The sequence below is a fragment of the Chryseobacterium sp. 22458 genome (assembly GCF_052044975.1).
In the GTDB taxonomy this organism is placed as follows: Bacteria; Bacteroidota; Bacteroidia; order Flavobacteriales; family Weeksellaceae; genus Chryseobacterium.
The window spans coordinates 569512-582616 of sequence record NZ_JBQEOA010000003.1; the positions used below are offsets into that span (position 1 = coordinate 569512).

Consider the following 13105-nt stretch of genomic DNA (forward strand, 5'->3'; position numbering starts at 1 on the left):
GATTTTTAAAAGTCTGTAGTTTTTTTATTGTTTTGAGTTTCATTCTCTATTATTTTTCTTTCCCACTCATTATCAAAGACAAAAAGGGAAAATGCTTTTATCGTAAGAATAATGGCCCAAATACTTAGAAAAAGATGTCCGCCAAACATTTTGTAATGGGTTTCATTATTCAGCCAGTCATTTCCTAAAACAATTGCTGTAATAATTCCGAACCATATCAGATTTTTATAGAATTTCTTAAGTTGCTGAACTCTGTTGTATGCGCTATTATAATCCATGATCTATTGTTTTTTTAAAGTGATTAAAGGGTTTTAGTCTGTTTTCTGTTTTCCTGTTCCATCAGTTCTCTGATCTTCTTCTCTTCCCAGCTTTTTCCAATTCCGAATGTATTGACTGCATGAAAGGCAATTCCTATTCCCCACCCCAACATTGGCCATAAAAACCACCAGTATCCGGGAGCTGTCAATAGATTTAATGCTGCCAGAAAAGGGATAACAAGACAGAAAGAAGTAAGATTTCCGTAGAATTCTTTAAGTTCTTTTACTCTTTTTGCTGCTCTTTGGTAAGAAACACTCTCTTTGTTTGATAAAATTTCCATACTATTTGTTTTAAAGGTTAATTGTTATTTTTCTTGAGTCAAAGGTAGGAAGGATGAGGGCCTTCAATCAACTTTATGTCACCGAACGGTAGATTATGCTTTCTGAATGGTAAAATAGGCAGATACATGGTTTAAAGAACCTGAGGATGGATAAGAGATTAAATAGATTAGAAGCTGGAAGAATGGAGCAGAAGCACCCAATATATTTTTTATGACAAAAGATTGAAAAATTCTCCAATACTATTTTGGTGCTTACCCTTTCTTTGCTGAACGAAGTGCCCTTGCAAACGGAAAATAAACGCAGCACAAATAACCTTGCAAACGTTGCGTTTTATACTATTTGTAAATGTCTTCAGATTTTAAAAGAATCACTCTTATATTTCTCACAGAACACGCAGATTTCGCAGATTTTTTATGGGTATGGCCGTTTTTTAACCCTCCAATATGCGAATGATTTTATATGGCATTGGTGGCTAACATTGTCTATTAATGGTAAACTTTATGCGGAGAGAATTAATAGATAAACGGGATAAGTTTTTTGGTTGTTTTTCTGTAGTCAAGATACTCTTCTCCAAACTGTTCTACCAAAGCCTGCTCCTCAATTTTGATCCTGTAAGCAAAGGCCAGGAATGGCGGAATGAAAGCAAAAGCTAAGGACAGCCAGTTATTCAGATAGAAACCAAGCCCCAATGATGTCAGTAAAGAAAAGGCATACGACGGATGTCTCAGGTATTTGTAAAATCCTTCTTTTTTTATTTTATGATCCTGTTTAATGGTAACATCCACCGTAAAATATTTCCCAAGAGATCTGATAATGATGAACCTGAAGATAATCCCGATAAGAATAAGTGCTTCTCCTGCGTAGAAAATCCAGCTTTTATCCGTGATCGGTAATGTAGAAAGATTAGAAACCGTTACAGCCGCCGCTATGGAAAAAGGAATAGCCAGCCACAGAATATTAAGCGTAGATTTATCCTTATCTTTTTTATCTTCCTTACCGGATTTCAGCATGTTTTTATAAAGAAATTCACTGAGAAACCAGGCAGCCATAGAGATGTAGAACAGAATTTGTAAAATATTCATAATCATAGATTTTGAGTTATCACAGATCAAGCGGTAGTTTAAGAATGTTTTTTATAATTCTTTTCCTTTTCCATCAGTTCCCGGATCTTTTTCTCTTCCCAATTCCTCAGATAATTTGATCTGGATAAAAAAACAGCCGCAGCATGAGCTACAATTCCGATTCCCCAGAATGTGGCGGTAAAGAAATTTTTAAACTGAAAGTAACTTTCTCCTGGTTTCAGGTGACTATAATTATAATAAACAATCATCAGATTCACCAAAATATAGATGAAAAGATGTACATAAAAGCCCCTCAGTCTTTCAACCTGCCTTTTAGCTCTCTGATACCGGATATCGTCTTCGTCAAATGTTTCCATTGTCTTTATTTTTTTCTTTATTCATGATTTCACGGATCTTTTTTTCCTGCCATGATTCCCCGATCCCAAACACCTGAAAAGCGTGTGAAGCCAGCCCGATTCCCCAGCCCAAAGCCGGAAACCAGAACCAATGGCTCCTGCTACCCGTATAGAGATTAATGAAAATTAAAAACGGGATTACAATACAGTAGGAGATCAGGTTTGTGTAAAAATCCTTGATTTCTTTTACTCTTTTCTGCGCTTTTTTATACGTTTTATCATCATCAGGTTTTACACTGACAATATTAGGTTTATTGGCAAGCATCGGAAGTTTTACTTTAAAATAATCTTCAGATTTTTCAATGAAAACATTCCGTTTGGTAAGGAGTGAATACCGCTGTACAATGTTGGCCAGACCTATTCCTGAACTCTCCTTGATCTGCTCTCTTACCTGAAGGTTATTCTCAATACATAGGATATCCCCTTCTGAAAATATTCTGATGACCAAAGGCCTTGATGAAGTGGCAAAATTATGTTTGATACAGTTTTCCAGCAGCAGCTGTAATGATAACGGCACCACATATTTCCGGTAGTCTTCTTTCTGAACATCGAAAACAAAATCTACACTGTCTTCAAATCTCGTTTTTAAAAGGTCACAGTATGTTTTTGCGAATTCTATTTCGTCTTCCACGGTTACCAGTTCCTTATCTTTTTGTTCAAGTACATACCGGTAAATCTTTGACATTGAAGCGGTAAACTTTTGGGCCTGCTGAGGATTTTCATCAATCAGGGAACTCAAAACGTTTAATGAATTGAACAGGAAATGAGGGTCCAGCTGATTTTTTAAACTCTCAAACTGTGCATTCGCTGACTTGGCAATAAGCTTCTGCTCTACCACTTCTTTTCTGGAAACTTTCTTCAGTTCTTCCATGAAGCCTTTTGCATGAAGGAATGCAGAAATAAGCAATGCGACATTGATGGTAAACCAATTCATGTAATTGTATTTTCCGGAAAAAAACTCTTCTGTGGTTGCCCCTTTCTGGATGAGTACAAAATTGATATAATTACAGAAATACACCAGTATAAAATTGACAACAACAATAGAAACAATACTTATAACAGCCCGTTTGGTAGTTGCTTCTGACCATGGAATTTTTTTGTTCAGGAAATTATTGAGCAATCCGTTTCCCCCACCCAATACAAAAGAATAGGTCATGGAGATCAGAATGGTATATAAAAAGTTTTCCAGATTCTTGTCTTTCGTAAAAACAAAAAAGAAAAACATAGAAACGGCCATAGAGACCCAAAACAGTGTTATAATTTCCTTACGTTTCATGATCATTTTATTAAGCTCAAAATTAGCCTTTATTAAAGGTATCAAAAATTATTTCTTACCGAAGGGTTGATTTTTATTTCCGAAGGGTATGGCTACGTATTCAAAGATAATCACCAAACACCCGGATATTAGAAAACCTCCACAATGTGAAGGTTTCTTTTTTAGAAAATGATTATTTCTTTTCTGCCGGCAGGCTCAGGAAATATTCTGCTTCCCCTTTCCCCCAGTTTGGGTCCAGGGCTGTCTTGGGCTTATATGCATTGAATTTGGCAGCAGCATCTTTAAACATCTCCAATCCTTTGGTTTTACTTCCTCCGTATTGTTCAGGAGTAAAATAAATATCTTCTGCCTTGATCAGGGCAATTCTTGGATTGGCTGGATCCAGTTTTTCCGCAATATTAATTTCTTCTGCGGCTCTTACCCCATCCGTCATATAACGTTGCTGAGGATTGACCATCATTCTAAGGGAATATGCCATTTTTTTCAGCAGCCGGATTTCTGCATTATCAGCTCCTGCAAGACTTTGTGCCGTGCCCAGGTATTTTTCAGCCTGTGCAGCAACGCCATCCAGATCCTGCATATTGCCGTTTCTCATCATCACTCTTCCTTTTTGGATCTGAGCCAATGCTGCATAGTACGGAGGAAGCCATTGTGAGCTTTCTTTGCTCCCTATTCTCTGAAAGTCGTTAGATAAAGTCTGAAAATCTTCCGGGGTTTTGCAGGTTTCTATTCTTGCAATTTTATCCGTCATTATTTTTTCATAATCAGTCTGTGCAAAAGCCGTTAAACTCACAAGAGCTAAAGCAAAACTTAAAAGGTATTTTTTCATGATATCAAATTTTAAAAGTTAGTTATATTATGATCCGAAGTAATGTTTTTATAAATTATTATTGATTGCATCTTCCGTTTTATCTACTCCGAAGCTGAAAAAGGCTCCTATAAATACGAAGGTATTAACCGGAGGAACCACTGCAGAGCTTCTGGAACCGTCCACTGAAAAATTATAGCCATATATGTTTTTAGATCCAAAAACATTGGAAATACTCAAAACAAATACAGTAAATGCCTTTGCATCTTTTTTACCGACACTCGGAACATAATTGAAACTGAGATTAAGAGCATTATAATCCTTCAGTCTTCCTTCATTCCGGGTATAATTTATTGCTTTTCCATCCTTAAATTCAGAGGCAATATCATAGTAAGGACGTCCTTTAGCATAGGTATAAGACAGATTGACTCCCAGTTTCCATTCCGGAATAAACCTCTTTACCACTGCGGAAAGTGTATGTTCTGCAGCAAAACCAGGTTTTAAACTTACCGGATAGTTAAGGAAATCTCTTTTTGAATCCAGAAAAGAATACGTCAGCCAGTAATCAATATTTTTAAATGTCTTTTTATTGTCTCTCCAGAATACCTCCAGCCCTTTTGCATAACCATAGCCTTCATTGTTGAAAGCAGACTGTACCTGTTGGCTTTGCTGTTTTCCGGGGAAGATATTATAGGTTTTAACAAGCTGGTCATATTTTTTATAAAAAGCTTCAAACCGCAGGCTTCTTCCTTCTGAACTTCTCATGATCTGGAGTATATAATGCTGTGATTTCTGAAAATCCAGATTGGCCGGCCCATTGATGTATTTACTTTCCGGATTCTGATAAAAAAGACCATAGGCAATATTGGCGGTCCAACGATCAGCCAGGCGATAAGCTAGTGCCAGGCGGGGTGCTATATTGCTTTTTCCCAGATAAGAAGAGTTTTCAGCTCTGATCCCGACTTTCGCAGACAGGGCATTGCTAAAACCCAGGTCTGTTTCTACGAAAGCTGAAGAAATCAAATCTTTATAATTTTTCTGAACCTCTCCGAAATCCAAATTTTCATCGGTATTGTTTAGTTCAAAACCTCCCCGTACAGCACTGATTCTATTGATTTTCCTTTCAAGAACTGCTTTGAAATTGATATAATTCCCGTCTGTAAGCAATCTTGACCGGTTGCTTTCCACTTCCTGGCTCTCTGTAGAAAACTTAAGATCAGACCTGTTGTATGAATAAGAACCTCCCACATTCAAAAGGTATTTCCCAAATTTTTGTCTGTAAGAAAGATTGTGATAAGTACTTTTCCCTTTCAGTTTTACCAATGCGAAATCATATTCAGGTTCCAGGCTTTCTGTTCTTACACCCATTTTATTGGTATTGTACATTCCATAATATTTAAAAAAGCCTCCTGATTTGGTTTTGAATCTAAAATTAAGGTCTCCGTTCAATCCCTGCGGCGCATCAGTAAAATCGGTATTGAAATTGAAAACTTTCTGCATCAGGCTTAAAAGTGAATATCCTGCTGAAGCTCCGTATGAATAGTTTTTCTGCTTGCCCAGTTTTTGAAATCCGCCACTCAGAAAAATAGGTGAAACCCCGAAGTTATAAGAGCTCTGATCCGGCAAATCAACACTTTCCAGCATCAAAGCCCCTGAAAGAGCCTGCCCGTATAATGCAGAATACCCGCCACTTGAAAAGATATTTCCTTTAAAAAGTGAAGTATTGAACTGGTCTCTTCCTGCAATTCCCGGCACGGAATTGGAAAAATAATTGTTGATTAGACTTCCGTCCATAAAAATCTTAGATTCAGAAGCTGTTCCTCCTCTGATGAAAAGCCCTTCAGATTCCCCTACTTTCTGTACACCGGGAAGGTAGTTCAAAGCTGAAGAAATCTGGCCATCTGCCCCGGCAGTGGTATAAATGTCAAGCGGTGTCAGCAGTGCTGTTGCTCTTTTCCGGTCACTGGCTTCAATAGAGCCGGCAGAAACCACTACTGCATCAATCTCGCTGATCTGTTCTTTCAGATCTGTATTAAGCGTAATCTCCTGATTCTCGATATTGACTGCTTTTTCAATTTCCTCGTATTTAGGATGAGTAAAGGTTATGACATGACTTCCTTTTTCTGAAGTTTCAAAAGTGAAATTTCCCTGGGCGTCAGTAGTAGCACCATCATAAGTATTTTTCAGGGTAACGTTCACTTCACTGATTCCTTTATTTTTAAAGGTTACCTTTCCCGAAATCTTTATCTGAGAATAGCCCATCATATAAGTAAGAAAAGCGATCAGAAAAAATATTTTATATCCTTGAGTTTTCATAGCTGTTGTTTTCCGGATCAAAAGTAGTACAGGAAATTCCCTTTTGTAAAAAAATAATTACTGAAAGGTATTCTTTTGCTACCGAATGGTAAATGAGTTGATTTTATAGTTAAAATAAATGGTCTGAAGCTGGAAGAAAGAGGTGGGAAGTTATTTTCGGTATAAATATCAATGTGATCTTTTGTCTGTACTGAACTACAGAACCGGGATACAGAAATCGACGGTCATTTTTCCTTCAGGGTGTTCTTTAAAATTGGTATGATAGATTTCATAGGGAAAAGTTCTCCTAACGGTGTAATTATGCTCATTCATCCATAAAAATAAAGAGACCCAGCATTGCTCAAAATCGTCCAGGGCAACTTCGCCCCTTCCTACAATATATTTTCCGGCTTCCAGAGTTTCAGAAAATACCTCCCCTTCCTGCTGCTGCAATTTTTCGTCCAGAAGCATACAGGCGTGTATCCTGACTTTATCAAGAGGCGTTATCTTGCAGCTGTCATGATATACAGAAATCATTTTCACATTCTCTTTAGGAAAAAGATTCTTTTTTACTGCCCAGTCAATTAATACATTGAAAGAAAATTCTACATTGGCAATTCCAAGGCTCATTACGGATGCCAGATTCATTTCCGGCATTTCTTTTACTTCGATTTTTAAATTCATTTTCGTCCAGTTTAACAGGTTTTCGATATTGCAAATGTATTGGCTGAAAAACTGTATTCGCTTGTCCGTTCTTGCTCTGTTTGTGCAATATTCTGTGAAATTTTTCCGGGGCTGATCTACGGAATTCTGTAGGTGCCAGACCGTAATATTTTTTGAATGTCTTACAAAAAACAGAGTGACTGGAAAATCCGAGGTCCCAATAGATATCTCTGAGCTCCATATTTTTATGTAAAGCCAGATGGAGGGCGCTCTTTTCTATTCTTTTCCTGATAATATAGTTCTGAAGCGTTTCTCCTGTAACAAGCTTAAATATCCTGTGAAAATGAAACGGCGAATAGGCACTGACTTCTGCAATTTTTTCCAGTGAAAGAACCTCATCAATATGACTATCAATGTATTGAATTGTTTTTACGATCCGTTTTTTATATGCTTCCAAAGTAAAAGATATATACTCACAAAGGTATTGATCCTAAGTTTAATCCATTTGTCATTTATTGCTTTTTTACACTAAAGTCTTATTTTGAAATGTTTATTTTCAGGGGTAAGAATAGAATCAACTTTATTGATTAATGAGGCAGATGAATAGTTATTTTAATCATTCCAGATCTTAACATATTCAATAAAAGGCACCACATTATTGATGCTGATATCATTTGAAGCAATACAGCTGTGATAATTTTTATCAATGACAATGTCTTTTGTAAAAAATTTTTCCCCCTTAATCAGGCATTCATTTTTAAGAATTTCAAAAGAATCCAGGGGAAGCATCATTCCATCCCCGTGGGCTTTTATAACGGCTTCTTTTCTGGTCCAATAAGTAAAGAAACTTTTCATTTTATCTTCAGCATTAAGGATCTCTTCAGTTTCATAAGAAGTCATATGAAGTTCAAAGTCAGAATAATTGATGGATGCATCGGAAAATTCAACATCCAGTCCTACAGGAAATTCTGCAATGGCACAGGCAGCCAGGTCTTTAGAATGAGATATGTTAAAATGGACGGGATGATCTTTTAAATAAGGCTTCTTGTTGGAACTAACCAGGATTTCGGTTTCATAGATATCATAATAGGTTCTCAGGCCATGCAGTAACAATGCTTTCCCCAGCAATGAAAGCTGGGCATCCTGCCATTTTCTGTACTTCAGGATATCTTTCTGCCAGTCTTCAGAGAACACTGGTAAATACTGATCCAAAAGACACTGATGCTTTTCCTCTTGTATGAATGTATATAAAATGATCATTCTTCCTATCTTGTTATTGATTACGCCTACCCGTACATCATGTTAAAAATAAGTATTTTCCTTCTTTTCTCAAAGGCCTGACTGCGTGTCTTTAATCCCGGTATCCGGAAATCTTTTGCAAATTACTTCTGAAAAAAGACTGGAATCATAAAGTGTTTTGGAAAATCTTTTTTAATTTTATGGTATAATCACTATAAATCATTTAGAAATGAAAGTACAAACAATAGCATTACTGGCAGGATGTGCACTTTTTGCTGTTTCATGCGGAACCACAAAAATGTACAGCGTAAATGCCAAAAGCGGAACCCAGACGGGCGGAACGGCAAAGTTTACCCAACAGGGAAATGAAGTTATCATGAAACTGGATATCACAAACCTTACCCCTGGAATCCATGCTGTACACATTCATGAAAAAGGAGACTGCTCTGCAGAAGACGGAACCTCTACAGGCGGACACTGGAACCCATCCAAAAACGACCATGGTAAATGGGGCGCTGAGCATTTCCATATGGGAGATATAGGAAATTTAGTAGCTGATCAGAGCGGAACGGCAACCCTTACTTTCAAAACGGACAAATGGTGCCTTGGCTGTACAGACGAGTCTAAAAACATCATTGGAAAAGGTCTTATTGTGCACGCAGCAGCTGATGACTTCCACACCCAGCCTACCGGAAACGCCGGAGGAAGAGTGGGATGTGTAGAAATAAAGTAATCATTCTATTTCATAAAAAAACCGATAATTTTCATTATCGGTTTTTTTGTATTTATGATTTTGCTCCCATATCTGATACAATATTCATTGCTTCCTGCAGGTAAAGATCTTTTTTCAGATTCTTGATCCACATTTCAGATTTTTTCTTGAAAGCTTCGTCTTTCTTCTCTCTTTCAATCTCGCTCGGATACATAATAAACTGTAATCCGTTCTCGAATTTCGTCAGAACCTTGAACTTTTCAATCTGGGATTTTCTGTGCTTCATCAGTTCATTAAACTTATCGATATTAAGCGTAATCGTCTCCTCTTTATCCAGTTTTTCTCTCCATTGAGCAGATTCTAGCAACAGCTGATAATTACTGTTTTTAGCCATTCTGTCTGCGCTTGCTTTTTCAAGAGCCTGGATATTGAAATAATTCAGTTTCTGGAATTTTGTAGAAGGAATTTTATCCCATGCCAGGGCAAAGTCATCATAACGCTCTCCTACCTCAGCATAGGTAAAGAAATCTTTCATCTGAATATCTGAAACAATTCCTTTTCTCTGTGTAGATTCTCCCGTCACTCTGTAGAATTTCTGGATGGTAAGCTTTAAAGATCCAAAATCATCTTCAGTATTCAGGAATCTGTTCAGGTCTACAAACGTCTGAACCGTTCCTTTTCCGAATGACTGCGGAGATCCGATGATCATAGCTCTTCCGTAATCCTGCATTACCCCTGCAAGGATTTCAGATGCTGAAGCAGAAAGTTCGTTCTGCATGATCACTAGAGGTCCGGTCCAGATCGGAGTCTCATATTTGTTCTTTAGAGTCTGTATTTTCCCGTTTCCGTCTTTTACCTGTACATAAGGTCCGGCATCCATGAAAAGCCCCATGATATCGCCTACTTCCGTTAATGAACCACCGCCGTTATTTCTAAGGTCAAGAATGATTCCTTCGATGTTTTGAGCTTTAAGCTTGATAATTTCATTTTTGATGTCATCAGAAGCATTTCTTCCTTTGGCATTTTCAAAATCTGCATTAAAGCTCGGCAGGTTGATAAAACCGTATTTCTTGCCATTCGGTGTATTGATGACGATACTTCTTGCAAAAGTGTCTTCTATAGCCACTTCTTCACGGATCATCGTTACGTCTTTGATGGTACCGTCTTTTTTCTGAACGGTCAGGGTAACCGGAGTTCCTTTTTCCCCTCTGATCAATCTTACCGCCTCATCAGAAAGCATTCCTACCACATTCACGGCATCATCTTTCGGCTTGGATTTTACTTTTAAGATCTTGTCTCCTTCCGAAAGCTGCTTAGACTTCCATGCCGGTGCTCCGATTGTAAGTGCACCCAGGAAAAGATTTCCTTTTTTCTCCTGGATCAGTGCTCCGATACCGATTACTTTTCCGGTAAACTGGGTATCAAAGTCTTCTTTATCCTTCGGAGAATAATAATTGGTATGCGGATCGAATACTTCAGTATAAGCATTCATATAGACGGTAAACCAATCCATTTTCTTTCTCTTCTTGAATCTGGTAAAAGTATCTTTTACAAGGTCTTTTACTTCATCCGTAGCCTTTTTGATCTTTTCGTCCTGTGTAAGAGGTTTGAACTTGATCGTATCTTTCAGTTTGTACTTCTGTACAGAATCTTTCTTCTCTTTCTGGGCTTCTTCTTTGCTGTTCATCGATTCAACTTCCTGCAGAATGTTGTATTTGATGAATTTTTTCCACTCATTATACTGCTCCTGCTTATTGGCAGGTACTTTTTTAAGTTTTGGCTCAAGAGTAAGGTTTTCATCTTCCTTCAGATTGATAGGTTTGCTGAAAATATCCTGAGTGATTTTATCGATCTCATCCACTCTCTGATATAGCCTGTCGATGGTAAGCTTATAGAAAGTAAGATCTCCCTGGCTGATATAGTCATCAAGCTTTGTTTCATGCTTGCTGAATTCATCCATATCAGATTGCAGAAAATATCTTTTGGCAGGGTCTACTAACTCGAAATAATGCTTATAAACGTCCTTCGAATAAGCATCATTGATAGACTTGGGACTATAATGCAGATAAGAAAGTGTGTTTTTTACGCTCACCATTATCGTCTGCATCTTTTCATCATCGTTCTGTGGCGAGTTGAAACAAAACATTAGACTGGTTAATGGAATAAGGAGTAAAAATTTATTCAGTTTGAAATTTTTCCACATAAACTGTCTTTATTTATTAATTTTTTAAAAATAGGTATTGTAATAAGTAGCAATAATTTGCGTACCGTTACAAATGATCAAATTTAAGACCTTATTTATAAATATCGCAAAGTTTTAAAGATTTTTATTCAAGAAAGGCCTAAGTATTATTCTTTTCATTATTTCTCACATCAGGAATATGCAGCTGAAAAAATAGTCCCACATTCCCGTCATCATTCTGCTTATATTTGATATTGTTCATGATTTATGAAGACCAACAGAAAAGTCTTCTCTTCCTGAAAAAATAAGCGTGGCTTCAATAACCTGTAACAGAATAACGCATAAATAACTGAATTACAAAGAATAAAAGCATACATCATTGATGACGAAATAAAAACATTTCATTAAACACCTGTAAAAAGATACCACAAAAATCACTTTCAGAACATAAAGGCATAAAATATGCTGATAATTAACTGTATAACTTTAAAATGTAATATTATGAGAAGCTTATTATGGTTAATCGCAGTCATTTGTATCGTTGTATGGCTTTTAGGAATGCTGGGAATCGTACCCGGAATCAGTACAGGTTATTTAATACACATCTTGCTTGTTATCGCTATTGTTGTAGTACTTTATAACATCATTACAGGCAGAAAACCTCTGGACTGATTATCAAATCTTTCGTTTGTAGATCTTTATCAGGAAGATGATAAAAATTTTATCGGACTGCCATTCTAATTTTAAACCGGGAAATTTTTCTTTTCCTACGTCAGGTTTACTTTCTTTACTCAAATACAGAATGTTTATTCCTGAATTTAAATCGGTAAAGGGTAAACCTGCTGTTTTATTGCGTCTTATTTTTAACTACATTTGATGTGTTGAAAAATCTTTTTGTCCTATTCTCAAAATGAACAGACTGTACTGTATTTGTATAAAAAATTAAGATAATATATGGAAAGACCGCTTATTCTGGTTACTAATGATGATGGAATTACAGCTCCTGGAATCAGAAATCTGATCAGTTTTATGAACGAAATCGGGGAAGTAGTGGTAGTAGCCCCTAACTCTCCCCAAAGTGGTAAAGGCCACGCTATTACTATCAATTCTACGCTAAGCTACGAGGAAGTGACCCTTGATGGACCACAAACAGATTTTTCCTGCAGTGGAACTCCTGTAGACTGCGTAAAAATGGCTCTTGATAAAATCCTGAAAAGAAGACCTGATATTGTGGTTTCAGGGATTAATCATGGTGCCAATTCATCAATCAATGTCATTTATTCAGGAACCATGTCTGCAGCTGTAGAAGCTGGTGTAGAAGGTATTCCTGCAATTGGATTTTCATTGCTGGATTTCAGCTGGGAAGCAGATTTTACCCAGGCTAAAGATTATATTCAGAATATCGTAAGAAGAACTCTTGAAAACCCGATGCCGAAAGGAATCGTTTTAAATGTGAACATCCCAAAACTTCCTGCATCGGAAATAAAAGGGGTAAAAGTCTGCAAGCAGGCTCATGCCAAATGGGAAGAAAGCTTCGATGAGAGAGTAAATCCCCACGGGAAAAAATACTACTGGCTCACCGGGTATTTCAACAATATGGATGATTCTGAAGATGCAGATGAAACGGCATTGGCAAACGGATATATCTCTATTGTTCCTGTGAAGTTTGACCTTACAGCATATGAGTATATGAAAACGTTGGAAGAAGTAATGTCTTTTGACACGGTAAAGGAAGCCAAATAGAACTATTTATTCATTGGAAAAATAATAAAGCGTGGAATTAATTTTCACGCTTTTGTTTTTTTAATTCCCCCTGATTGAGCAGATAACTCAGATCTTTGTGCTTTTAAAGGG

The 13105-nt window shown here is 37.0% G+C and carries 14 protein-coding genes; 3 read left to right on the plus strand and 11 right to left on the minus strand.

Annotated features, from left to right (window positions below; all coding sequences use genetic code 11):
• Nucleotides 1-5: 5 nt before the first annotated feature.
• The 10 genes from ACTJJF_RS13535 to ACTJJF_RS13580 all read right to left on the minus strand — a co-directional run bounded on the left by ACTJJF_RS13535 (nt 6) and on the right by ACTJJF_RS13580 (nt 8378).
• A complete protein-coding gene (locus ACTJJF_RS13535) occupies nt 6-278 on the minus strand; it encodes a 2TM domain-containing protein (protein WP_440699982.1) in 273 nt (90 codons plus the stop codon).
• A gap of 23 nt (nt 279-301) precedes the next feature.
• Nucleotides 302-598: a 2TM domain-containing protein gene (locus ACTJJF_RS13540; RefSeq protein WP_312297471.1), complete on the minus strand. Its 297-nt coding sequence runs from the start codon at nt 596-598 to the stop codon at nt 302-304.
• A gap of 513 nt (nt 599-1111) precedes the next feature.
• Nucleotides 1112-1681 (minus strand): methyltransferase family protein, encoded by a 570-nt coding sequence (locus ACTJJF_RS13545; protein WP_440699983.1) that lies wholly within the window; start codon nt 1679-1681, stop codon nt 1112-1114.
• 38 nt (nt 1682-1719) lie between these two features.
• Nucleotides 1720-2037 carry a 2TM domain-containing protein gene (locus tag ACTJJF_RS13550; protein ID WP_312297475.1) on the minus strand — a complete coding sequence of 106 codons (318 nt, stop codon included), beginning with the start codon at nt 2035-2037 and terminating at the stop codon, nt 1720-1722.
• Nucleotides 2024-3352 carry a 2TM domain-containing protein gene (locus tag ACTJJF_RS13555; protein WP_312297477.1) on the minus strand — a complete coding sequence of 443 codons (1329 nt, stop codon included), beginning with the start codon at nt 3350-3352 and terminating at the stop codon, nt 2024-2026. The genes ACTJJF_RS13550 and ACTJJF_RS13555 overlap by 14 nt, the downstream gene beginning before the upstream one ends.
• 172 nt (nt 3353-3524) lie before the next feature.
• Nucleotides 3525-4181, minus strand: a complete 657-nt coding sequence (locus ACTJJF_RS13560; protein WP_312297479.1) for a hypothetical protein — start codon at nt 4179-4181, stop codon at nt 3525-3527.
• 48 nt (nt 4182-4229) lie between these two features.
• Nucleotides 4230-6476 (minus strand): TonB-dependent receptor, encoded by a 2247-nt coding sequence (locus ACTJJF_RS13565; RefSeq protein ID WP_440699984.1) that lies wholly within the window; start codon nt 6474-6476, stop codon nt 4230-4232.
• 195 nt (nt 6477-6671) lie between these two features.
• The gene (locus ACTJJF_RS13570) at nt 6672-7139 is read right to left on the minus strand and encodes an AraC family transcriptional regulator (RefSeq protein WP_440699985.1); all 468 of its coding nucleotides are present in this window, start codon (nt 7137-7139) and stop codon (nt 6672-6674) included.
• Nucleotides 7036-7575 (minus strand): helix-turn-helix domain-containing protein, encoded by a 540-nt coding sequence (locus ACTJJF_RS13575; protein ID WP_440699986.1) that lies wholly within the window; start codon nt 7573-7575, stop codon nt 7036-7038. Before ACTJJF_RS13575 ends, ACTJJF_RS13570 begins: the two co-directional genes overlap by 104 nt.
• 155 nt (nt 7576-7730) lie before the next feature.
• The gene (locus tag ACTJJF_RS13580; protein WP_440699987.1) at nt 7731-8378 is read right to left on the minus strand and encodes a 4'-phosphopantetheinyl transferase family protein; all 648 of its coding nucleotides are present in this window, start codon (nt 8376-8378) and stop codon (nt 7731-7733) included.
• Between the two features lie 208 nt (nt 8379-8586).
• Here ACTJJF_RS13580 and ACTJJF_RS13585 point away from each other — a divergent pair, with 208 nt between their 5' ends.
• Entirely contained in the window at nt 8587-9090 is a 504-nt protein-coding gene (locus ACTJJF_RS13585) for a superoxide dismutase family protein (RefSeq protein ID WP_312297485.1), read from the plus strand.
• A gap of 52 nt (nt 9091-9142) precedes the next feature.
• On the opposite strand, the gene ACTJJF_RS13590 is transcribed toward ACTJJF_RS13585, so the two are convergent.
• Nucleotides 9143-11272 (minus strand): carboxy terminal-processing peptidase, encoded by a 2130-nt coding sequence (locus ACTJJF_RS13590; protein WP_440699988.1) that lies wholly within the window; start codon nt 11270-11272, stop codon nt 9143-9145.
• A 480-nt stretch (nt 11273-11752) separates the two neighbouring features.
• Here ACTJJF_RS13590 and ACTJJF_RS13595 point away from each other — a divergent pair, with 480 nt between their 5' ends.
• Both ACTJJF_RS13595 and surE read left to right on the plus strand, forming a co-directional pair.
• Entirely contained in the window at nt 11753-11923 is a 171-nt protein-coding gene (locus ACTJJF_RS13595) for a lmo0937 family membrane protein (RefSeq protein ID WP_115929525.1), read from the plus strand.
• Nucleotides 11924-12205: 282 nt separating this feature from the next.
• Complete coding sequence (surE, locus tag ACTJJF_RS13600) at nt 12206-12994, plus strand: 5'/3'-nucleotidase SurE (protein WP_241309133.1); 789 nt, start codon at nt 12206-12208, stop codon at nt 12992-12994.
• Nucleotides 12995-13105: the final 111 nt, after the last annotated feature.

Coding starts and splice junctions, on each gene's coding strand:
- ACTJJF_RS13535 (WP_440699982.1), bottom strand. CDS start 278: ATGGATTATAATAGCGCATACAACAGAGTTCAGCAACTTAAGAAATTC.
- ACTJJF_RS13540 (WP_312297471.1), bottom strand. CDS start 598: ATGGAAATTTTATCAAACAAAGAGAGTGTTTCTTACCAAAGAGCAGCA.
- ACTJJF_RS13545 (WP_440699983.1), bottom strand. CDS start 1,681: ATGAATATTTTACAAATTCTGTTCTACATCTCTATGGCTGCCTGGTTT.
- ACTJJF_RS13550 (WP_312297475.1), bottom strand. CDS start 2,037: ATGGAAACATTTGACGAAGACGATATCCGGTATCAGAGAGCTAAAAGG.
- ACTJJF_RS13555 (WP_312297477.1), bottom strand. CDS start 3,352: ATGAAACGTAAGGAAATTATAACACTGTTTTGGGTCTCTATGGCCGTT.
- ACTJJF_RS13560 (WP_312297479.1), bottom strand. CDS start 4,181: ATGAAAAAATACCTTTTAAGTTTTGCTTTAGCTCTTGTGAGTTTAACG.
- ACTJJF_RS13565 (WP_440699984.1), bottom strand. CDS start 6,476: ATGAAAACTCAAGGATATAAAATATTTTTTCTGATCGCTTTTCTTACT.
- ACTJJF_RS13570 (WP_440699985.1), bottom strand. CDS start 7,139: ATGAATTTAAAAATCGAAGTAAAAGAAATGCCGGAAATGAATCTGGCA.
- ACTJJF_RS13580 (WP_440699987.1), bottom strand. CDS start 8,378: ATGATCATTTTATATACATTCATACAAGAGGAAAAGCATCAGTGTCTT.
- ACTJJF_RS13585 (WP_312297485.1), top strand. CDS start 8,587: ATGAAAGTACAAACAATAGCATTACTGGCAGGATGTGCACTTTTTGCT.
- ACTJJF_RS13590 (WP_440699988.1), bottom strand. CDS start 11,272: ATGTGGAAAAATTTCAAACTGAATAAATTTTTACTCCTTATTCCATTA.
- ACTJJF_RS13595 (WP_115929525.1), top strand. CDS start 11,753: ATGAGAAGCTTATTATGGTTAATCGCAGTCATTTGTATCGTTGTATGG.
- surE (WP_241309133.1), top strand. CDS start 12,206: ATGGAAAGACCGCTTATTCTGGTTACTAATGATGATGGAATTACAGCT.